The organism is Clostridium neonatale (assembly GCF_001458595.1).
In the GTDB taxonomy this organism is placed as follows: domain Bacteria; phylum Bacillota; class Clostridia; order Clostridiales; family Clostridiaceae; genus Clostridium; species Clostridium neonatale.
Genome location: NZ_LN890327.1, coordinates 598787 through 622751 on the forward strand (window position 1 = coordinate 598787; position 23965 = coordinate 622751).

A 23965-nucleotide genomic window follows, 5' to 3' on the forward strand; every position below is an offset into this window, starting at 1 on the left:
AAATATTATTAAAAATGGTTTTGACATTTTAGTTACATATGATAAAATTAATTCTTGTGAAAAAAGTATATTTGTAGCTTATACGTATTAATATATTTAGCAAAGGATGATGAATAGATGAAGCAGGGATTAAATTTAACGAAGAGAATCATTTTATTCTTTTTAGGAATGAGCATAATTCAATTGGGCGTAGCACTATTTTTAAAAACAAACATAGGATCAGATCCGTTTACTGTGTTTACTCAAGGATTATCAATGAGTTTAAATAAGACTGGTTTAAAAGATTTCTCACTTGTGCAAATGTTGGCTGGAAAATCAGAGGTTACTCCAGGTATTGCTAATATGATAATTTTAATAGTATTATTTGTGATAATATTATTTACTGAAAAAAGCCGTATTAAAATAGGAACACTGATTTGTGTTGTTGGGGTAGGGCCAATAATTGATCTTGGAGTAAATATTATTTCGTATTTTCCAGTTGAGTCATATAACTATGTGATAAAAATGATTTTATTACTAGCAGGTTGTTTTATAATAGCTATTGGTTTTTCAATACTTTCTGCAAGCAATCTTGGAGTAGCACCAAATGATATAATTCCATTTATTATTCAAGATAAAACTAAAATAGAATATAGATGGATTAGGATAAGTTTAGATGCCATATTTTTAATTGGTGGCTTTTTATTAGGTGGAAAAGTTGGGATTGGTACAATTATAGCTATGCTATCACAAGGCCCATTTATACAGCTTTGCCTACCATATGGAGAAAAGATTGTGAGCTCAATTTTAAGCCAGCATGAATCTGAAAAACAAGAGATAGCAGCATAAATATATATAAAAGGTGATTTAAATAATGTTTAAATTACCTTTTATTTTGTAAAAATATATTAATAAAAGTAAATTCACAAATTGAATTGTACAATGAAATAATGAGTAAAGGATTAAATATAGATATTTTTATTAATAGCTCAGGGGTATGATTTTTATGAGGCTTTATCAGATAAAGTTTCGAAAAAGATTATGAAATAATGGATAGTAATATTAATAGTTCAACATAGTATCAAAGCTTTTTGAAAAATTTTTTGTAAACAGATACCAAAAAAATTCAAAAAAAATTAAACCTTCTAGTATTTCTAATAAACTATATAGATACCAATAATGTTTATGTTGACAGTTAAAGACTAATAATATAAAATGAATATTGCAAGATAGTTCTTTAAAAATTAAATATGGTTCTAAAGAAACCATTCTTAACTTGGGGGCGTTTTGGCTTCGACGGGGGGGGAAGTGGTTTGCTAAGCGAGTCGAGGGAAGCATGTGTCCTCGTTAATAAAGTATGCATTAAATGTAAACGCAGAAGACAATTTTGCATTAGCAGCTTAATTTAAGCTACTCATCAGTCCGGATTGCCTACGGTTCGGGTAGCTGGTGTCATAGAGTGGGAAACGAAGTCTAGCAAAGCTTTGAGCTAGAGGGGTATTCATGAAGCTACCGAAAAGATAAGCCTGTTCATGGGCGTGTCTTCTAGGGAATTTTAAAACATGAACTGCACTCGGAGAAAGGCAGATGACGCTCCTTTCGGACACGGGTTCGACACCCGTCGCCTCCACCATGAAACCCACGAAAATCTAAATTTTGGATTTTCGTGGGTTTATTTATGTTTTGAAGAAAATTAAAGGGTATAACCATTAAAAACATATTAATATAGCTTCTCATATGGTTGGCTAGATCCAGTTGTTCTAGGCTTTAGATTTTACTATTTGTTATAGTATTGTCTAAAGTCTTATTTTGTGGGATTTTCTAATAGCTAAAAATTATTTTATGTTATGGAATTTTATAAAATTTTATGTGTGTTGTGTTATTTTCCATTTTTATATAGAAAACCATGAAAATGTAAAGTGACTTTTTAGAGTTTTAGGATAAGTTGTGGAGAACCGTATCATAAGTAAATGCAACCCTTTTTGAGATAGACTTAAAAAAACTGTACAACTATAATTAATAATAGATGATTATATGGATTACTATAATAATTACAGATACCAATGGGGAATTAAAAAGCTTGCTAGCCTTTTTCATAGGGAACATTAGTTTTGTGACAGCCACTTTTTTATTATGCTAATTCATATTTAGTAATTTTTATTTCAGTGATTTAGTACCTGACTTGCTGGCAAGTTTATTGGACTTAGTTTGATGACACAAAAAATAAAGGATTATAAGATAAGTAAGGCATAGCATAAATTTGAAAAAATATATTGAAATATAATTGTTTTTATTATATTATATATATAAACACGAGTTCACTAAGTGTTCTATCTTACAGAAAGTGTTTATAAATTGTAGTTATACTTATGATGAAGCTATATTAGATATTATAAACTGATATAATTCAAAGTTATAAATGCATAACTAATAATTCATAGAGTAATAATTTACAGAGTTATAGACTAGAGTATTTATGATTTTTTAGATTAATACATTGAAATAACATTTATAGATTGATGATACTTGTAGATTATATGAATTAAAGAATTGAATAAAGAACATAAAAGTAAAACAAATCAAAAAAAGAATGTATGGATTTATTTTTTGACAAAAAATAAACACGAGTTCACAGAATTAATTCATTATTGTATTATAAGCAGGCAATTTATAAGACCTTTATTTTAAGGAGAGATGGTATGGAAAAATTTAATTTAGGAATAGATATAGGAGGAACATTCATTAAGTATGCCTTAATGGACAAGCAATACCACATTAAAGACAAGTGGAAAATTGAAACTATTAAATACGATACTGCAGATGAATTTTATGACTATATATGTTCAAACATAAAATTAATTGATGAAATTGATGTAATCGGTATAAGTGCACCAGGGCTCATTGATAAAGATTCAAATGTTAAATCATATGCTGCCCCTAACGTAGCCATTATGTATGGCACAAATATAAACGATGAAATCAAGAAAAGAACACATAAAAAAGTGTCATCAATTAATGATGCAAAATCAGCAGGATTATGTGAATTTGAAATAGGAAATGCAAAAGGAAGCAAATCTTCAGCATTTTTAATCATAGGAACGGGAACTGGCGGATGTATATGTGATGAAAATGGAGTAGTATATGGAAAAGATGCATTTGCAGGAGAGTTTCATAATATGCCCTTTGTAAACGATGCGATAGGTGGTCTTGCTAAGATGGGTGATTATGCATCAATGACTGGCTTAATAAATATATATAATAGCAAAGTTGATATGGGTGATCAGGTGCAGTATGGATATGAAGTATGTAAGAAGTACTTAGATGGAAACAAAACAGCTGAATTATCAGTAGATGAGTGGATAATAAACATAGTAGCTCAATTGATTGTAATTACAGTTTTCTATAATCCAGAAGTTATATGCATAGGTGGAGGAATATCAGAAGAGGATTGGTTTATAAATAAAGTAAAGGAACAGTATAAGAAGACCTGCATTGAATACCTTGAAGCAGATTTTATTACTACTAAAATTGATAGATGCAAGTACAATAATGATGCCAACATATTAGGTGCAATTATAAATGCTTCTATAAAAAAATAGAGTTTTTTGTTTCAGAAAGAAATAGTTTAAAAATAAATTTATATATAGGTTAATAGCAAATAATTAATTTACATTAATGTATAGGAGTGGATGTAGTGATATACGAAAAGCTAGATAAATTCAAAGATGATTTTCTATGGGGATCAGCATCAGCGGCGTATCAAGTTGAAGGTGCATGGGACAAAGATGGGAAGGGAGAAAGTATATGGGATGTATACACAAGAATACCTGGAACAACTTTTAAAAATACAAATGGTAATGTTGCAGTAGATCATTACAACAGATATAAGACCAACTATCAAAAGTCAATAAGAAAATAGAAAAAAATTGTGAATAAAAAATGTATATTTAAGCATGATAAAAAGACCAGCATAAGCAAGTTTTTTGAAAAATTAAGTTAGACGTTTGAGTATCGAATTTCGTATGTACAGTTCTTTTTTAGAATAGCAAAATATTGACATAAGACCATACGAAGTACTCCGAAAGAGTCAACATCCAACTTATTCGTAACCAGTTTATCAGATAGAGGTGTCAGTCTTTCAATGACGAGGCTATTACCTCAAGGGTGAATCGACATCACTCTATCTAATAAAGTTATTATACAATTAATTCAATATTGTATAAATATACAGTAAATAAAGGGTTATAGGTTACCTTTATCAACCTAAATATATTATATAAGGTGATTGCGCATCAATAAATAACAGGATTAATTTAAAGTTTATAATTTTAATTTAATATATAATATGAAATATTTATTAAAGAGGAATTAATAATGAAAAAATATTATTAGTATGTTTGGCAGCAATATGTACAAGCTTCCTTGTAACTAAAATAAAAGAAGTAGCAGATCAAAAGGAAATTGAAATAGGAATAGATGTCCTACCAGTAGCAGAATGTAGTTCTGTAATTGATAGTGTAGATATAGTATTTTTAGGACCACAAGTTCGTTTCTAAAAATTACAAGTTGAAAAACTTGTAAATGGTAGAATACCAGTAGAAGTAATGAACATGCGATTCTATGGAATTATGAATGGAAGAGCAATTTTAGAAGATGCTCTTACTAAAATAAACTAGTATAAAAAGGGGGAGAAAATCATGGGAAAATTTCAAAGTGCAATTAATGTTTCTTTATTTACAGAGTACCATAAATTTAATGGAATTTTATATGAATAAATAAATTATTAGACTGTTTTTGAAAAAATAGATTAATAAACAAGAACCACATGAAGGGAGTTATAATAATGAATAAGAAAAAGATTTTAACACTTTTATTAAGCGCATCAATAATAGGGACAGGGGTTAACATATTTCCTATGAAAACGTTAGCGGATTGGAGGAGTGAAAACAATACATGGACATATATTGAAAATGGTCAGAGAGCTATTGGATGGAAACTTTATGACAATACTTGGTATTACTTTAATGATGCAGGAATAATGCAGACAGGTTGGTTGAAAGACAATGAAACATGGTATTATCTTTCAGAATCAGGAGCTATGAAAATAGGTTGGGTAAAAGATAATGGAGCATGGTATTATCTTTCAGAATCAGGAGCTATGAAAACAGGTTGGGTAAAAGATAATGGAGCATGGTATTATCTTTCAGAATCAGGAGCTATGGAAACAGGTTGGTTGAAAGACAATGAAACATGGTATTATCTTTCAGAATCAGGAGCTATGAAAACAGGCTGGTTAAAAGACAATAACAACTGGTATTATTTAAGTGGAAGTGGAGCAATGCAGACTGGAACAATAAGTGTTGCAGATAAAGTATACTACTTAAATGAAAGTGGAGCAATGCAGACTGGAAAGATTAATATAAATGGAAAAGTGTATGAATTCAATATTAATGGTGAAGCAGTTGGAGAAATTCCTCCTGTAGCTAATAATAAAGTATTTGAACATATAGAAAAAACAGATGAAAGTATGAATAATATAACAGATATAACAAATTATGAAAATAAAGAAGACAATAGTAGTAGTAGTAGTAGTAGTGGAAGCAGTGGTAATAGTGGAAGCAGTGGTAATAGTGGAAGCAGTGGTAATAGTGGAAGCAGTTCTGATAATAATCAGCAAGAAAATAAACAATGGAACTTGGTGTGGCAAGATAGTTTTGAAGGGGATAAATTAGACTTGGAAAATTGGAGTTATGAAAAGCATGAACCAGGCTGGGTTAACAATGAATTGCAGGAATATACAGACTCAGAAGATAATACCTTTATTAAGGATGGAAACCTTGTTATTAAAGCTATTGAAACAGAAAAGGACGGAAAAAAACATTATACATCAGGAAGAATAACAACGCAAAACAAGCAAACCTTTAAATATGGTAAATTTGAAATAAGAGCAAAATTCCCAAAAGGACAAGGATTATTACCTGCGTTATGGTTGATGCCTAATGATGAAAGTTTATATGGTCAATGGCCAAAATGTGGTGAAATAGACATGGCGGAAGTATTGGGACATGAACCTGAAAAATTATATGGAACAATTCATTATGGTGAGCCACATGCAGAAAGCCAAGGATCTTATACATTAGAAGAAGGAACATTTGCAGATGATTATCATCTATTTGGTATTGAGTGGGAACCAGGAGAAATTCGTTACTATGTTGATGGAAAATTATATCATAAGGTTAATGATTGGTACACTAAAGTAGAAGGTGGAGATGAGGTTACTTATCCAGCTCCATTTGACCAACCATTCTATCTAATATGTAATTTAGCTGTTGGAGGAAATTGGCCAGGAAATCCAGATGAGACTACAGATTTCAATAATGCAGAATTCAAAGTTGATTATATAAAGGCATATCAATTAGATAGCTATGATGAAAATGTTAAAAAGCCAGAAAAAGAGGTTATTCTTAGGGATCCAGATGGAAATGGAAATTATGTAATCAATGGAGATTTTTCTGAAGATAAAAACTGGGAGTTTATGACTGCATTAAACGGTAAAGGAAGTTCTGAAATTGCAGATAATAAAATTAAGATAAAGACTGAAAATCCAGGAACAGTTGATTATTCAATTCAATTAGTACAAGCTGGAATACCATTAAAAGAGGGAGGACAATACAGAGTTTCTTTTGATGCAAAAGCCAGTGAAGATAGAACTATGATTGTGGATATATCAGGACCAGATAAATCATATGTAAGATATTTTGATGATACATCATTAGATTTAACAACAGAAGTTAAAAATTATTCTTATGAATTTACTATGGAAAAAGAAGATGATGCAAATGGAAGATTAGAATTCAATTTAGGAAATCAAGGTTCTACAGCTGATGTTGAAATAAGTAATGTAAAAATTGAAAAAATAGGTCAGATAGAAAAAGAAGATGATGGTTTAAAGAAGATTATGCCAGATGGTAATTATGTAAATAATGGTACATTTGATGTTGGCGAAAATCGTATGAAGTATTGGGAAGTTGAATCAAAAGTTAAGGATGCAGAAATTACTGTAACAAATAGTAATAATTTAAGAGAATTAAAAGTTAATGTAAAAGATAATAAATGTGCATTAGAAGATGTAATAGTAAAACAAACAGATCTTGCAATGAAGGAAAATACAAAGTATGTATTATATTTTGATGCTTATGCACAGGAAGATAAAGATATTGTAGCAAAGGTTGCTGGAGAAACGTTTGACGCTAATATTACTACAGATAAACAGACTTATAAGTTTGAATTTAAAACTGGAGATACATTAGATAATAAAAATTTAGAACTTCTATTAGGAGCAGCAGGTATAACTTATATTGATAATGTAAGAATCGAAGAAAATTCAATTATAAGAAATGGACAATTTGATGCAGGTCTTACTGGATGGGAATTATTTAAAGATTCTAGTGTTGCAAGTAAAGCATCAGCAGCACTTGATAGTTTAAGTGAAAAGAATGCAATTCAAGTAAAAATTGATGATACTGGAGATGCTGACTGGAAAATTCAGTTCAAGCAAAATAATGTTAAATTAGAAAAGGGCAAAAAGTATAAGTTAACTTTCGATGCTAAATCTACATTGGACAGAGACATTATGTATGCTATACAAAGAGATGGATCTAGTGATAATAACTGGGATGCATATACAGGATCAAATGTAATCAGATTAGGAAAAGATTATGAAACTTATGAACTTGGATTTGAAATGATGAAGGATACAGATTCTAAGTCTATATTCACAATATCTATGGGAGCAGTAGGAGGAAAACAAATTACTGATACACATACAGTTACTATAGATAATGTTAAAGTTGAAGAAGTGGATGAACTTGATAATTTTGATAATGCTTTAATAAAAAATGGTGATTTCAGTAAGGGAAATACTGGATGGGGAGTATTTGCAGATGGATCAGCTGATGCAGAGAGTGATTTAAGTGGCGGAAATGCAAATATAAACATTAAGGATACTGGAGATGCTGATTGGAAAATTCAATTAAAGCAGGAGAATGTTAAATTAGAACAAGGGAAAAAATATAGATTGAGTTTTGATGTAGAAAGTAGTATTGACAGAACAATACAGTATAATTTACAGGAAAATGGTGGTGGATGGACTCCATACTCTCAAGGATTAATAGAATTAAATAAGGATGAAAAGAAAGAATTCGAAGTAACATTTGTAATGGATAAGGCAGATGAAAGTGCATTATTCAATATAGCAATGGGAGCAGTAGGAGAAAAACAAATTACTGAGGAACATACAATTATAATAGACAATATTATATTGGAAGAAATACCAGTATCGGAAGAAATACCGGTATTGGAAGAAATGCAGGGTGTAAGAACTGAAGGCACAGGAACTGAAGGCACAGAAACTGAAGGCACAGGAACTGAGGGCACAGGAACTGAGGGCACAGAAACTGAAGGCACAGGAACTGAGGGCACAGAAACTGAGGGCACAGGAACTGAAGGCACAGGAACTGAGGGCACAGAAACTGAAGGCACAGGAACTGAAGGCACAGAATAAAAACAAGATGATATCATATATACTGATGAGATTCAGTATATATGAATGAGAAGAAATACAACTAATTATAAAAATTAGAATTTATAAATATTTATATTCTAAACTAAATAATATTTTATTTGAAGGGAATGTAGTAGATTTGTGTAAAACAAATCTACTACATTCTTTTTGTATCTAGAATACCACCGGTTAGACCGGTGGTTCCGGAAAGCTTTCAGCGGTGAGCAGAAAAAAGCTAATTATGAATAAGAGAAAAATTAAATTTAAGAGCTTAAAGTATAAAAATAAACTTACTTAAAGAAAGTTAGTAATTATTTTTTGAAGTAAGTAATAAAGTGTATTTTTTAGCTGAAAGTAAGAGGAAGAACAAAAAAAGAGCCATTTTAATGGCACTAGGGGATGTTTTTGCAAAAGGTAAGTAATTTCAACGTGCGAGTAGCACGGCCAGTAACAAAGCCTTATAGGCGCAGAGCAAGCCACCCGTTTTACGGGTGGTCCTGACTTGGTATTGTTTGATGGTAGATTGCTTATTTGATGGAAATCTACCAGGACCAGAGACATCGGTAAACCCAGAAACACCAGTGAATCCAGAAACTCCAGTGAGTTCTGTGATAACACCAAAACACAGACATTCAAGGTCATCTAAGAAATCAAAAAAGGATTCTAGTGAAGATAATACAACAAAAGAAGAGGCTTCAGATGATAAAAAAGATAATTCTAGTACTCTAGATAAAATAAATGATCAGGGGGTTAATAATAATTCAAACAACACATATAATGCTCAAGGCGCTAATAATAATTCAAATAATGTGTATGCTGAAAATATGAATAATGTTTCTCGAAATTTAGAAGCTAAATCATCAGAAGAGTATAAGAAAAATAATATAAAAGGTAAAGAAAAACTTCCTAAAACAGGGGACAAGCAAATATATTATCAAATTATATTTGGATTAGCTTTGATTGGTGTCGGAATAATGACAACACCAATTATAAAAAAATTGAAATAATTATAGAGAAGTGCATACACTTTAACTAACTTGACTTGTGCATTAATTTAAGAAAATTTACCATTGGATTTTTATTGACATTTTACCAGTATAATTTTAAATAAAAAAGTAGCATATAAACCTCAAACATGCTAGATTTATTGTTGCGAAACCAAATCTAAGGAGATTTATATGCTGACAACAATATTAAACCAAAATGAAACAATTATCAACTATATTTCAGAGTTAAATCTGCCATATTCTTCTGCGATAAAGAATCATATGGTAAATATAGTATCTGGAATTATTGTAACAGAAGGAAGCAAAACTATTTCATCTGTTCATAATAAAATTACATGCAATAGAGATCGAAGTACTGGTTCAAGGTTCCTAAGTTCATATTCATGGAATCATGAATATGTTACGCAAGAACGCATATTTCATGCAATATCTGAAATTTCCAACACTTGTGAAGATAGTGATGTTGGATTCCTAATCATTGATGATACCTTAACTAAGAAAAATACTTCAACTAAAAAAATTGAAGGCTTAGATTTTCACAATTCACATGCTGATGGCAATAAACCTAAATGGTCACACTGCTTAGTTACATCGCATTATAAGATTAATGATTATTCTATACCTTTAGATTTTAGACAATATCACCGAAAGGAATCGAGTAAAAAACTATCTAAAAAATTTCTAGATAAAAATGAACTTGCGATGGAACTGATTAATGAATTCACTCCTGTAACTAAAAACAATTATTTACTAGTTGATTCATGGTATACTTCAGCAAAAATTTTGCTTCACGGTTTAATAAATGGTTGTCACACTATAGGGAGAATAAAATCTAACAGAGTAATATATCCGGCTGGCATTAAAACAAATGTCAAAAAGTTTTCTTCATACATTAGGACTAATGAGACTAGCTTAGTTACCGCTAGTAATAACAAGTACTATGTTTATAGATATGAAGGAAAACTTAATGATATTGAGAATGTAGTTGTACTTATAAGCTGGACTAAAAACGATTTATCTGATAATCCAGCATTCATTATAAGTACGGATGTTTCACTCGATAATAAAACCATAATTTCATATTACGAAAAGCGTTGGGATATTGAAGTAAGTTATAGATATCATAAAACAGCTCTTGGTTTTGATGAATTTCAAATTCAATCTTTAAAATCAATACATAGATATTGGAGCATGATATTTTTAACGTATACTTTTCTTGAGATTTTCAGAGTCAAATGTGAAAAATTATATAAATTTAAAAATATTGGAGATGTAATATTACACTTCCGAAACAACTATTTGGTAAAAATAGTTTCTTTTGCACATGAATGTGCAGATAACGGGATTGATTTACAGTCTACTATTGCCAAATTAGGACTAGTAGCTTAAATTTTTCCTATTTACTGCACAAGTCTAGTATATTATTATCATGTAATAAAGAAAAGGAATATTTAAAGTAGAAAAAAGCTTTAAATATTCGTTTTTCTATTTTAGGAGGAATTTAGATGATAGAAATAACATATTTAAGAGAAGTGGAAAAGTTCGAGCTTTAGCAATTGAAGTACAAGAAGTAGATATATAGAAATCTCAACTTCTTCCAATTGATTATAGATCCCTTCCTATGTAATTCAAACAATAAATATATATTGTAATATTCTTAAGAATATCAGAATAAAAGAATATATACATACGAGAATATTAGAATATTACCAGATAAGAATATGCTTATTTATTGCGGGCTTCAGCAATTTAATGAGAAAAGACCAAGTCTCTTTATGAAAAAAGTTCTAGTTAGATTGGCTAGAAGAAGGAAAGCGGAAACAGAGTTATTTTTTGACTGGATATGTTTACGCTACACTACAAATGTTATCAATTAATACAAAAATAATTGCGAAAAATCTTTTAAATTAGAAACATAAAAACATATTTTAGCATTTTAAATCCATTTTGATAAAAATATTTTTTTTATATAATGAAAATGTTTAAGAAAGTATTTTCTATAAATAAATTATATAAAAAAGGGTGATTAATTTGTTAAAAAATTTATATCATGAAAATATAGCTTCACTACATATAAATATGTTGCCTAGAAGAAGTTATTATATACCATTCGAAAATTGTGATGAGGCACTTAAATGTAAAGATAGAAATAATCAGATTAGATTCAATTCACTTAATGGTAATTGGAGTTTTAGATATTTTAATAGTTTAGATGAAGTAGAATTAGAATATAAAGATGAGTTATTTAATAATATAAATGTTCCATCAGTATGGCAGATGGAGGGATATGATTATAACCAATATACAAATGTAAAATATCCAATTCCATTTAATCCACCCTTTGTTCCTAAAGATAATCCATGCGGTCTTTATATAAAGGAATTCAACTTAGAGAATTTTTGTGACAAAAGAGATTATCATTTAAATTTTGAAGGTGTTGATTCATGCTTTTATATATGGATAAATGATTACTTTGTAGGATATAGTCAAATATCACATAGCATTTCAGAATTTGATATTACAAAATATTTATCTTCTGGTATTAATGTAATTAAAGTACTTGTTTTGAAATGGTGTGATGGAACATATTTTGAAGATCAAGATAAATTTAGGATGTCTGGAATTTTTAGAGATGTGTATATTTTAGAGAGGGCAAATCAAAGAATAAATGATTATAGTATAAAAACAAATGTATATTTAGTTAAAAACATAGGATATATATATATTGATATTTTAGATACAAAAAATAAGCCAGATATTAAGTATTATTTGTTTAATGATAATAATGATATGATTTTATCTGGAAATATTATTGATGACAAAATTATGTTAAAGATAGAGGATGTTCAATTATGGAATCCTGAAGATCCTAAATTATATACTTTATTAATGGAAACAAAAGCTGAAGTTATTAAAGAAAAAATTGGAGTTAGGGTAATAAATATTGAAGATAAAGTNTTTAGTTAAAAACATAGGATATATATATATTGATATTTTAGATACAAAAAATAAGCCAGATATTAAGTATTATTTGTTTAATGATAATAATGATATGATTTTATCTGGAAATATTATTGATGACAAAATTATGTTAAAGATAGAGGATGTTCAATTATGGAATCCTGAAGATCCTAAATTATATACTTTATTAATGGAAACAAAAGCTGAAGTTATTAAAGAAAAAATTGGAGTTAGGGTAATAAATATTGAAGATAAAGTTTTAAAAATAAATAGTATTCCGGTTAAGCTAAAAGGGGTTAATCATCATGATAGTCATCCTAAAAAAGGATATGTAATGAGCAGGGAAGACATGCTTTTAGATCTAAAATTAATGAAAGAATCAAATATTAATTCTATAAGAACAGCACATTATCCAAAGTCACCTATTTTTTATGAGTTATGTGATGAATATGGATTTTTGGTTATGAGCGAAGCTGATATTGAAACTCATGGTGTTGTTGAATTATATGGTTTGGGATATCTTGAAAATTATAATATGATAGCTGATGATCCGATTTATGAAAAAGTAATTATTGATAGGATTGAATCATCAATTATTCCATTTAAAAATAGACCCTCAATTTTCATGTGGTCACTTGGAAACGAATCAGGGTATGGATATAATTTTGAGAAAGGCTTAAAATGTGCTAGGAAATTAGATCCTACACGTTTGCTTCATTACGAAGGGGCGTATTATGCAGATAAGAATAGAAAAAATGACTTTACTGAACTAGATGTAATTAGTAGAATGTATCCAAGCATTGATGAAATACAAGAATATTTTGATAAAGGAATAGATAAACCTTTAATATTATGTGAATATGCTCATGCTATGGGGAATGGCCCAGGTGGTTTAAAAGAATATGATGATTTGATACAAGCAAATGAAGAGTTTGCAGGTGCTTATGTTTGGGAATGGTGTGATCATTCTATATATAATGGAAGCAATAAAGATGGTAAAAGCATTTATGCATATGGTGGCGATTTTGGAGAATACCCTAATGATGGGAATTTCTGTGTTGACGGATTAGTATATCCAGATAGAAGAAAGCATATAGGACTTCTAGAATATCAAAATATAAATCGTCCAATAAGAGTAATCGAAATTGATACGGTGAATAATAAAGTTAAATTGAAAAATATGTTAGATTTTAGAGATGTAAATGATATAGTGCAAATTACTTATAAATTATTTTCAGATGGAGATATGATTTGTAAGAAGGAAATTAAACTGGATACGTTAAAACCAAAAGAAGAAAAATGGTATGATTTAAGTATTCAGGATTTACCTAAAACTATTGTTACTATATTATTTGAATATACTGTGAAATTAGATATACTATTATATAAAAAAGGTTTTGTATTAGGTTATGATCAAATAATTTGGCCTAATAATATAGAAAAATTAAAATCATTTAAGCAGCTTATAAATATTGATGAAAAAGAAAAATTTAAAATAAATTATATAGATAATATAGAGAACAATATCCAAATTACTAATGGAGATTTTAAATATATTTATGATAAAAGAATAGGAATGTTTACTCTAATAGAAAAAGGAAATAAAAAATTTATTAATCATCCACTGAATTTTACAATTTGGCGTCCACCTACAGATAATGATAGAAAAATAAAGAATGATTGGATTGAAGCTGGATTTGATAAATTAGATGTAAGAGTAAATGAGGTTACTATAGAAGAAGATATAAATAGTCTAGCAATAATAAGTAGATTGAGTTTGACACCAATATATCGTCAAAAAGTCTTAGATATTTTAGTTGAGTGGCGCATATTTTCAAATGGTCTTATAAACTGTAGGATTAAAGCGTATAAGAAATTAGATAAGCCATTTTTACCTAGGTTTGGAGTAGAGATTAAACTAGATAAATCTTATGAAGATTTAAGCTATTTTGGATTAGGCCCATATGAAAACTATCAAGATAAGCACTATTCAAGCTATTTAGGAAGATTTGATTCAAAAGTTTCTGAAATGCATGAAGATTATATTAGACCTCAGGAAAATGGAAGTCGTAGCTGTTGTAAAGAATTATGTATTAAAAATGATAACAGTAAAATTTATGTTTTATCAGAAAATAAGGATTTTTCTTTTAATGCATCTCATTTTTCTAAAGAGGAATTAACAGATAAAACACATAACTATGAGTTAGAAGAAAGTAATGCAACATTTTTGATAATAGATTATAAACAAAGCGGTATTGGATCAAACAGTTGTGGCCCTGTTTTAGAAGAAAAATATCAGCTTAATGAAAGTGAAATAGATTTTAGCTTTTACTTAAAATTTTCAGAGAATAACAATAATTAAATAATGCTTAGAATGTAAAACTTAACATTAGTAAGATGATTAAAGACTATCAAGATATAATATAAAATATCTGGATAGTCTTAATTATTTTTTATAGAGCTTTCTATACTGAGAAGCTGAGATGGAAAAATGTTTTGAAAATGTTTTTGAAAAGAATAGGGGATCATCATATCCAATATTACTAGAAATTTGAGATATAGACAGATCAGTTTCTTTTAATAATAAGGTGGCTTTATACATCCTAAGATTTAGCAAATATTTTTGAGGAGATTCGCCAAGATATTTTATAAACAATTTATATAAATAGCTTCTACTTAAATTTACATTATCTGCAATTTGTTGAACTGTTATTTTTTCTGCATATTTAGAATTTATAAAATCAATTGATTGTTGTATATATGTATGTGTTAAATTGTTTACCAATTGAAATGGTTTAGGGAATTCTTGAGTTATTGTGTATAGAAGATAATACAGTTTATTTAACAGGAGAATATCATCGGATGAATTTTGATCATATGTTTTAGATAAGGCACACATATTTTTTATTATAGATGGAATCTTGGAATTAGATTGATAATTTATTATATAATTATCAAAAATTGAACTCCTATGTAAATATTCATTTGCATTTGTTCCACTAAATCCTACCCAATAATATTTCCATGGATTGTCTATAGATGCAGTGTATTCAACATTCATTCCTTTAAATAGAATAAAGCCATCCCCTTTTTTTAAATCAAATATTTGGTTATTTATTTTAAATGTACCTTCTCCCTCTGAAATATAATGTATAACAGAATTTTTTACTACTTCGTAATTATATTTAATACCAGGAGTACATTGTTCAATACCACATTCATCCAGATTCATTTCAAAATTAGTGATTTTATATTTCTTCCATAAAATTTGCATTAAATTTCTCCTATAGATAATTTTAGCGATGTTTTAGTATATATTTGTATTTTATTATAAGTACTTTTTAAAATATAGTCAAAAATATTAACATTACTAGAAGTATAATCCTAAGTAATGTTAATATTTGATTACAGTTGAGATTAAATCTATTTAGATTTTTGATAAACGCGTACGTAATCTACATACATCTTTGTATTTTCTCCCCATTTAGTAGTATTATTTGGCTCACCGCCCCAGTCTCCGCCTACACCTAAATTTAACATTAAGTAGAATGGCTTGTTAAATGGATCAGGAAAATCTAATGAATACTGAGTATCGTTTACTTTGAAGTATGAAGGCCATTTATCAACAACACCATATTCCTTATTATCAATTAAAAAGTGAATCTTTTCTGGCTCCCAAATAATTGAATAAGTATGATAATCATCAGAAAGATCTCCGCTTGATAATGTATAAGTTACACCAGTACTTTGACCTCCATCAGTATTGTTTCCAGAATGAAGTGTGCCATATATTTTATTTTTTTCTGAGCCGAGAGCTTCCATTATATCTATCTCACCATCATTTGGCCAGCCGTATTTTGAATCTTGAGGCATCATCCATATTGCAGGCCACATGCCTTGCTCTACAGGAAGCTTTGCGCGAATATCAAAACGTCCATATTTCCAAGAAGCTAAACCTTCAGTAATTACCATTCCAGAACTTGCAGTAAACTTGTCACCAAGTGAATCATCTTTAATTGCGGCTAATACCAAATTACCATCTTTTACATAAACATTATCTGAAGAATTCACATATTTCATTGAACCATTTTCTGGAGTAGTTCCATACTTCCATTTGGTAAGATCTAAATTGTTTTCATTAAATTCATCATTCCAAACCATATTATATCCATTATAATATGATGTTGCATAAGGTAAAGTTGGTGAAGTTGATGTTATTGTATCAGCTTTTGCAATTGGATTAAGAAATGATGTTAACGCAAATGAAATAAAACATAATTTACAAGAAAATGATAAAATTTTTTTGATTGCCATAATATTTACTCCTTTAATTAAATATTTTTAATTGAGATTTTAAGAATACATAGTATTTTATCATCTAGTAGTTTAAGAAAGTACTTTCATTAAATTAAATTATACACTGTAATTGACGGATAATAGGTAATTTGATTTCCTAACTACTAGGAATTAATATGATTTTAAAAATCTAATTATCAAAGTTACATTTTAATAAAATAATATTTTAATTAAAGTAAGGATTTAGATCTATCTATTAAAAACTTATTAATATTTTTGTTATAACATTGAAGTGTATATAAAAATGAATAATTTTGTAGGATCAACACACAAATGTGCTCTTGACAGAATCAAGATGTCAATGCACGGTTATTAAATTCTAAAAAAGTCTTGCTTCATATTGTCAAGTAAAGTTTTTAGTGCTGAGCCATTTTTTATAAAATCTTTTGGAAACATAAATACATATTTTAGCATCTTGAGTCTATTTTTGTGAATAAAGTTTTCTAATATAATTAACATTATAAAAGATTTAAAATTTATTTATAAATAAAATATTGTTACAAAATAAATTTTAAATTATCTTTCTTAAATAAAGATAGATTACTTAAAAATATATTACTAAAGGAGGAATAACAATAATGAAAAGACTTGGAATATCTATTTACCCAGAACATTCAACAAAAGAAAAAGACATTGAATATATTCACTTAGCTGGAAAATATGGATTTAAAAGAGTTTTTACATGTCTTTTAAGTGTAGGAAAGAAAACAAAAAAAGAATTATTGGAGGAGTTTAAACAACTAATTGATACTGCTCATGAAGAAGGTATGGAGATAATATTCGATGTAAATCCCAAAGTATTTGATATTTTTAATGTATCATATGATAACTTATCTTTATTCCAAGAAATAAATGCAGATGGTATACGTCTGGATGAAGGATTTGATGGAATTAAAGAAAGTCTTATGACCTACAATGAAAACAATATCAAAATTGAACTGAATGCAAGTTCAGGTAATGGATACATTGAAAACATAATGAGCAATTTTCCAAACAGAAATCAGTTAATTACGTGTCATAATTTTTATCCACAAAAATATACGGGTTTAAGTTTAAATCACTTTAATAACTGTAATAAATTAATGAAATCATATAATCTGCATACAGCAGCGTTTGTATCAAGTAATAATGAAAATACTTTTGGTCCTTGGCCTGTTAATGAAGGACTATGTACATTAGAAATGCATAGAGGTCTGCCTATTGATTTACAAGTTAGACACTTGTTTGCAACAGAAATGATTGATGATGTAATTATTGCTAATGCATATGCTTCTGAAGAAGAATTAAAATCATGTTCTGAAATTAATTCTGGAATTTTAACATTTGGAATTGAATTTGAAAAACAGCTAACTAATATAGAGCGTAATATTTTATATTATGAAAAGAATCATGCAGATCGTGGTGATGTCAGCGAATATATGATACGTTCAAGTGAACCGAGAGCAATGTTCTCTGAAGCATCAATACCAGCAGAAAATACTCGTGATTTAAAACGAGGTGATGTAGTAATACTGAATGATAATTATTCTAGATATAAAGGGGAACTTCAGATTGCTTTAAAGGATATGCCTAACGATAATAGGAAAAATGTAATAGGACATATTCCTGAAAATGAATTATTTTTATTAGATTATATGGAGCCAAGAAAGCGATTCAAGTTTAAGTAAGTTAAGTTGTGGATTGAATTATGTTAAATGATAGACAGAACAGATTAATTAATATATTAAAAGAGAGAGAAGAATGGATTACAGGGAAAAAACTTTCAAATATATTGAAAGTAACTGATAGAACAATTCGCTCTGATATAGAATTTATTAATGAACAAGCTTCAATCCAATTAATTAAATCTAACATAAGAAAAGGATATAGAATAATTAATCAAGATGTATATTTTTATCTTTATAAAAAAGAGGAAGTTAAAATTCCACAAACTTCAATTTCACGTTGTATCTATATAATTCGAAAGCTATTAATCGAAAGAAAAGAAGTTAATCTGGTAAGTCTTCAAAGTAAAATATATGTAAGTGAACATTCAATTAAGCGGGACCTTTGTAGAATTCGTAAAATGTTAGAACAATATAGTGGATTAAAATTAATTCATAGATTTGGATATATATATTTACAGGGTGATGAAATTAACAAAAGAAAACTTTGTAAAGATTTAATAATATCAAAAGTTCAGAAAAATTTATTAAATTTAAATCAGCTCTCAGTATTTTTTAAATTATTTAATCTTATTGAAATAAAAGATATATTAATTTGCACTTGTGAAAAATATAACTATTCAATTTATGAAGAAATGATTCCAAGCTTAATACTTCAGATAGGAATAAATATTCAAAGAATGATTCAAGGAAATTATATAAATTCGAATATATTGCAAGATAAGTTAAATAGGAGAATTGAATATGAAATTTCAAGTACATTTTATAAGAGTATATCAAAAAAAATTAATATTAAGGTAAAAGACATAGAAATAGAAGCACTTGCACTTATGATTAGCAATAAAGGTTTATCAAATTGTGGTGCAAATGAATTAGTAAGTATTAAAGAAAAATTTATAAATACTATGGATATTGTAACTGAGGTATTAGAAGAAGTTTATGAAGTTTTTAATATAGACATTAGATGGGATAATTACTTAATTAATAGTTTGAAAATGCAATTACATAGAATAATTGAACGCAAGAACAATAATGTTGAGTTAGAGAATCAAAATATAAGTAATATTAGATTTGAGAATCCACATATATTTGAAGTTGGATTGTACATTGTAGAATTTTGGGCAAAAAAATTAAGTATAGATATACCGTATAGTGAAGCTGAAATTATTTCTTTATATATAGGAGTTTCGAGTGGATGGGCTAAGAATAGAGTTAAGTATAGAGCTGTAGCTATAGTTCCGTATAATCAAATGTTTTCAAAAGTATATGTAGAAAAAATATTACATATATTCAAAAATTATATTGATATTGTAGAAATACTTCATTACTTTGAAGAAAATAGTATTTACCAAATAAAGCCAGATTTAATTCTTACTACTACACCATTTATTCATAATTTACCAATAGAGATGGTAGTTATTAAATTATTTTCGGATTTAGATGTAAATATGAGTATCTGTAAAATATTAAATAAGTTAGAAATCAACAATTTCAGGGTAGAATTTAACTTAAATATAAGGAAGCGTATATATAAAGAATACTATTATGAATCTATTGAACTTTCTACACCAGACGAAATCATAGAATATATGTGCGATAAATTATATGTTGATAATAAGGTAAATTCTAAATTTAAAGAATTAGTATTAAATCGTGAAAAGATATGTGCCACATCAATAACTAATACATTTGCAATTCCACATACATTAGGTTTTTTAGGAGAAGAAACAATCATATCAGTTGCACAACTTAAAAGACCGATAAAATGGGGTGGATTTTATATAAAATTTGTAATATTAGTCGTAATTAATAAATTTGAGAAACAACTTATTAAAATATTATTTGATTGGATATCTTATCTTATAAATAATCCGAATAAAATGGAATTATTGTGTGAATCGTGCAGTTATGACGAATTTATTAACAAAGTCAAAGTCTAAAAAATAACAATAAGAGGAGATTATTAATGATAGATAAACTTGAAAAAATTTTTATACCACTTGCTGAAAAGATTGGTAAAAATAGATATTTACTTGCTATTAGGGATGGATTTTTATTAACAACTCCACTATTAATTATTGGTTCCTTCTTTTTACTAGTTGCAAATTTTCCAATTCCTAATTGGGTAGAATTTTGGGCAAAGTTTTTTGGCGATAATTGGACTTCATATATGTCAAAACCAACAAATGCTACATTTGACATTATGGCTATTTTTGCTGTTATTGGAATTGCATATTCTTTTTCGAGAGAACTAAATGTAGATAAATTGTCTGGAGCAGCAGTAGCACTTGTATCGTGGTTTATTTTGATGCCATATTCAGTTACAGACGGAAATGTTACATTACCAGGAATTCCTCTTGGATGGATAGGATCTAAAGGAATTTTTGTTGGAATTATTACTGCATTTATATCAGTTCATATTTATGCATTTGTAAAGAAAAAAGGTTGGATGATAAAAATGCCAGAAGGTGTACCTCCAGCTGTTACTCAATCGTTTGAAGCATTAGTACCTTCTGCAGTAGTTTTAACTATATTTTTTCTAATAAATATTTTATTTTCATTAACACCATATGGTAATGCATTTGATTTTATATTTAAATGCTTACAAGGACCACTTCAATCACTAGGTAGTACAGTAGGTGCCGTATTAATTGCAATGGGATTTCAACATGTATTCTGGTTCTTTGGAATAAATGGTGGATCAATTGTAGGAAGTATCATGCAACCAATATTAACACCGTTATCAATGGAAAATTTAGCAGCATATCAAGCTGGAAATCCACTTCCGCATGTAATAAATCAACAATTTTATGATTTATTTACAACATTTGGAGGAGCTGGTTCTACTTTATCGATGGTAATTGCTATGGTATTATTCTGTAAATCAAAACGTATTAAAGATTTGAGTAGAATATCTTTTGCTCCAGCATTATTTGGAATAAATGAACCTATTATATTTGGTCTTCCGATTGTATTAAATCCAATGATTTTGATTCCATTTTTATTAACACCTCTTATAAATATTTTAGTATCATACTTTGTAATGTTAAGTGGATTAGTACCATTTTGCAGTGGGGTAAGTTTACCATGGACAACACCAGTTATTATATCAGGATTTTTGACAACTGGATGGAGAGGCGCTTTGCTTCAACTAATTCTTTTAATTGGTGGTATATTTATTTATATGCCATTTGTAAAAATGATGGATAAACAATATATAAAAGATGAAGTGGAATCAGTTAGTGACTCAGATAATGCAATTTCATTTGATGATTTATAAAGCATTATGTAAAGTATTTGTAGTTAATTTTGAAAAGCTTATGATTACAGATTTGATGTAAAGCTAATGAACATTTAAAAATAAGTAAATGGAGATAAGGATATGAACATTGTAATGATATTTGACCAGATTCAATCTGGACGTGGTACAAAGGAAGATAAATCTATACCATTAACTGGAACTAGAGAGATGATTGGTCCAGCAATTATGATGAAACCGTATTTAAAAGAGATAGATTCTAGGATAGATGCAATATTTTATTGTGGAACTGGAACTTATTTTTCAGAATCAGATCAAGTTAGCCGTAAAATATGTGCTATGTTAGAAAAAATCAAACCGGATATTGTAGTATGTGGACCAGCTTTTAATTATGAAGATTATGCAAAAATGTGTGCACAATTAGCAACAGATATTACAACTAAAACTTCTATAAAAGCATTTGCTGTGATGTCAAAAGAAAATGAAGATGTAATAGCAGGCTATAAAGATAGTATTAATATTGTTAAGATGCCTAAAAAAGGTGATGGAGGATTGAATGAAGCTCTTAATAATATATGCATCTTTGCAAAAACAATGGTTGAAGGAATAAATATAACGGAAATTAAGAGGAAATTATGCTTTTAAAAGCTTAAATTTTCCAGTGAAGATGCTTAATGAAGTATATATATTATGATAGATTACAGTTAAATCAAATAAATAATTGATAAAAAATAATTTTAGGTATACCTAAGCTATAAATCAAATCATCGTTATCAATTATACTTTTTAGAAAACTTGTAAGATAAATATTTCCAAGCATAAATGTGTGTATATAGGTAAACAATTTGCTATTATATTGTTTACCTATATTTTTTTATTTAAGCTTAGATTTCCATTATCATTGGAAGAACAGTTGGTATTCTATTAGTCTTTTCATAAATAAATCTATCAGCAGAACGTTTAACGTTATTATTCCCAAAAAAAATTATTAATTATATTTTGTGTTACTTAAGGGGATTTAATACTTGAGTAAATTTTTAGTAGCAGGTGTGAGTGCTGAAGTATAGGCTGACTAGCCACATATTTTAAAAACATCTTAAAATTAACTTATTCTTGATCGGTAAAAATATCCGATATTACAAATAATATTAATATAAATATTAAATTTTTACTTTGTAATCTGGCATTGGTTTAATCACAATTGGCTTAAATAGGTATTCATTTGCAAACTCTCATGCACATTGCACATTTTCCTGTAGAACGTGTAATTATAGATGAAAGTAAATGAGATCCGGCTGTTGAATATTTAAACTTGCCAATTTCATCACCTTCTCCTAACCAATCAAGAGCATATTTTATCAAATCAACTTGAGCAAATAGCTTATCTAATGGTTCGTTCCAACCTTCAAATTCATATGGAGTAGTCATGGTGAGAAGGTGATGGATTGTAATTTTATTTTTTTGTGAATCTTATATTTATGACGCAGCTAAAAATCTTGAAATTAAATATGAATATATAAGAAATGTATGGATAAAAAGTAGAAATGTATTAAGAAACAATCAAAAGTTAATTATAAAAAATATAAACTATTGGATAAGACAGAGAATAAAAACTAAAGAAGAGTTTTACTTATATGTTGAATTATTTACTAGTAGAGAAATACTATCTCAATAATATAATGATAAATTACTAAATGATTTAAAATCTGCTTCAGAATAAAACACTGATAATTCAAAGATGCTTTTATACTTCAATAGCATTTGCTAGATATATAATTCTGACAATTGCAAACTGCAACAATAAAGAGTTAAGAATAATAAGCTACTTTTCTTCTATGAAAGTTGAGGATTTTTATAATATAGATATTTTTAATGTTATTCGTATTTTTATTTAAGAATAGAATGGTGGCTTTCAAAGACAATGCTTCGCCTCCACCAAATAAGAACAAACAATGTGATACAATGGAAAGGCCTTGAAATAATTGGCTCAACCATTGTTTTGCTTTTTATGGAGAAGTTTAAATATATAAATTCAGATATTTTCTTATATTTTGAGTATTTGTGCACACATTTTAGTGAGGCTTTAACCAGGGAGGCATTTTCATCATTTTTAATATTAGAACTTCAAGTTTTTTTCAATTTAACTTGCATTTGATATAATCTTATCTAAACTATT

The 23965-nt window shown here is 28.2% G+C and carries 16 protein-coding genes, 1 other RNA gene and 1 pseudogene; 14 read left to right on the top strand and 4 right to left on the bottom strand.

All coding sequences use genetic code 11. The features are described from left to right. Window positions 1-117: 117 nt before the first annotated feature. The 10 genes and pseudogenes from BN2920_RS06065 (at window position 118) to BN2920_RS06105 (ending at window position 14872) form a co-directional block, all read left to right on the top strand. A complete protein-coding gene (locus tag BN2920_RS06065) occupies window positions 118-828 on the top strand; it encodes a YczE/YyaS/YitT family protein (protein ID WP_058294119.1) in 711 nt (236 codons plus the stop codon). Between the two features lie 429 nt (window positions 829-1257). Beyond that, window positions 1258-1612, top strand: a transfer-messenger RNA (tmRNA) gene (gene ssrA / locus BN2920_RS20895). A 1066-nt stretch (window positions 1613-2678) separates the two neighbouring features. After that, window positions 2679-3578 carry an ROK family protein gene (locus tag BN2920_RS06070; protein WP_058294120.1) on the top strand — a complete coding sequence of 300 codons (900 nt, stop codon included), beginning with the start codon at window positions 2679-2681 and terminating at the stop codon, window positions 3576-3578. A 95-nt stretch (window positions 3579-3673) separates the two neighbouring features. After that, window positions 3674-3868: pseudogene (locus tag BN2920_RS06075) on the top strand (family 1 glycosylhydrolase); the annotation flags it as partial. Between the two features lie 493 nt (window positions 3869-4361). Further along, complete coding sequence (locus BN2920_RS22010; protein ID WP_268259395.1) at window positions 4362-4535, top strand: PTS sugar transporter subunit IIB; 174 nt, start codon at window positions 4362-4364, stop codon at window positions 4533-4535. Between the two features lie 287 nt (window positions 4536-4822). Next, window positions 4823-8542 (top strand): carbohydrate binding domain-containing protein, encoded by a 3720-nt coding sequence (locus BN2920_RS06085; protein WP_058294122.1) that lies wholly within the window; start codon window positions 4823-4825, stop codon window positions 8540-8542. A 515-nt stretch (window positions 8543-9057) separates the two neighbouring features. Continuing rightward, a complete protein-coding gene (locus BN2920_RS06090; protein WP_058294123.1) occupies window positions 9058-9549 on the top strand; it encodes an LPXTG cell wall anchor domain-containing protein in 492 nt (163 codons plus the stop codon). Between the two features lie 171 nt (window positions 9550-9720). Then, window positions 9721-10938 carry an IS701 family transposase gene (locus BN2920_RS06095; protein WP_058294124.1) on the top strand — a complete coding sequence of 406 codons (1218 nt, stop codon included), beginning with the start codon at window positions 9721-9723 and terminating at the stop codon, window positions 10936-10938. A gap of 690 nt (window positions 10939-11628) precedes the next feature. Further along, window positions 11629-12516, top strand: a complete 888-nt coding sequence (locus BN2920_RS06100) for a sugar-binding domain-containing protein (protein ID WP_157065764.1) — start codon at window positions 11629-11631, stop codon at window positions 12514-12516. A gap of 121 nt (window positions 12517-12637) precedes the next feature. Continuing rightward, window positions 12638-14872: a glycoside hydrolase family 2 TIM barrel-domain containing protein gene (locus BN2920_RS06105; RefSeq protein WP_479680403.1), complete on the top strand. Its 2235-nt coding sequence runs from the start codon at window positions 12638-12640 to the stop codon at window positions 14870-14872. 84 nt (window positions 14873-14956) lie between these two features. Here the strand turns inward: BN2920_RS06105 and BN2920_RS06110 are convergent, their stop codons facing one another. Further along, window positions 14957-15784: an AraC family transcriptional regulator gene (locus BN2920_RS06110; protein WP_058294127.1), complete on the bottom strand. Its 828-nt coding sequence runs from the start codon at window positions 15782-15784 to the stop codon at window positions 14957-14959. A 149-nt stretch (window positions 15785-15933) separates the two neighbouring features. Beyond that, window positions 15934-16824: a glycoside hydrolase family 16 protein gene (locus BN2920_RS06115; protein WP_058294128.1), complete on the bottom strand. Its 891-nt coding sequence runs from the start codon at window positions 16822-16824 to the stop codon at window positions 15934-15936. A 620-nt stretch (window positions 16825-17444) separates the two neighbouring features. Here BN2920_RS06115 and BN2920_RS06120 point away from each other — a divergent pair. The 4 genes from BN2920_RS06120 to BN2920_RS06135 all read left to right on the top strand — a co-directional run bounded on the left by BN2920_RS06120 (window position 17445) and on the right by BN2920_RS06135 (window position 22434). Further along, the gene (locus BN2920_RS06120; protein WP_058294129.1) at window positions 17445-18533 is read left to right on the top strand and encodes a DUF871 domain-containing protein; all 1089 of its coding nucleotides are present in this window, start codon (window positions 17445-17447) and stop codon (window positions 18531-18533) included. A gap of 20 nt (window positions 18534-18553) precedes the next feature. Beyond that, the gene (locus BN2920_RS06125) at window positions 18554-20470 is read left to right on the top strand and encodes a BglG family transcription antiterminator (RefSeq protein ID WP_058294130.1); all 1917 of its coding nucleotides are present in this window, start codon (window positions 18554-18556) and stop codon (window positions 20468-20470) included. A gap of 26 nt (window positions 20471-20496) precedes the next feature. Beyond that, window positions 20497-21810, top strand: coding sequence for a PTS cellobiose transporter subunit IIC (celB, locus tag BN2920_RS06130; RefSeq protein WP_058294131.1), 1314 nt, complete (start codon window positions 20497-20499; stop codon window positions 21808-21810). A gap of 102 nt (window positions 21811-21912) precedes the next feature. Next, complete coding sequence (locus BN2920_RS06135) at window positions 21913-22434, top strand: GrdB-related putative oxidoreductase (protein ID WP_058294132.1); 522 nt, start codon at window positions 21913-21915, stop codon at window positions 22432-22434. Between the two features lie 239 nt (window positions 22435-22673). Here BN2920_RS06135 and BN2920_RS22575 read toward each other — a convergent pair whose 3' ends face one another. Together BN2920_RS22575 and BN2920_RS06140 are read right to left on the bottom strand one after the other, a co-directional pair. Next, the gene (locus BN2920_RS22575) at window positions 22674-22778 is read right to left on the bottom strand and encodes a hypothetical protein (protein ID WP_159136059.1); all 105 of its coding nucleotides are present in this window, start codon (window positions 22776-22778) and stop codon (window positions 22674-22676) included. A 229-nt stretch (window positions 22779-23007) separates the two neighbouring features. Continuing rightward, complete coding sequence (locus BN2920_RS06140; protein ID WP_058294133.1) at window positions 23008-23217, bottom strand: hypothetical protein; 210 nt, start codon at window positions 23215-23217, stop codon at window positions 23008-23010. Window positions 23218-23965 lie beyond the last annotated feature (748 nt).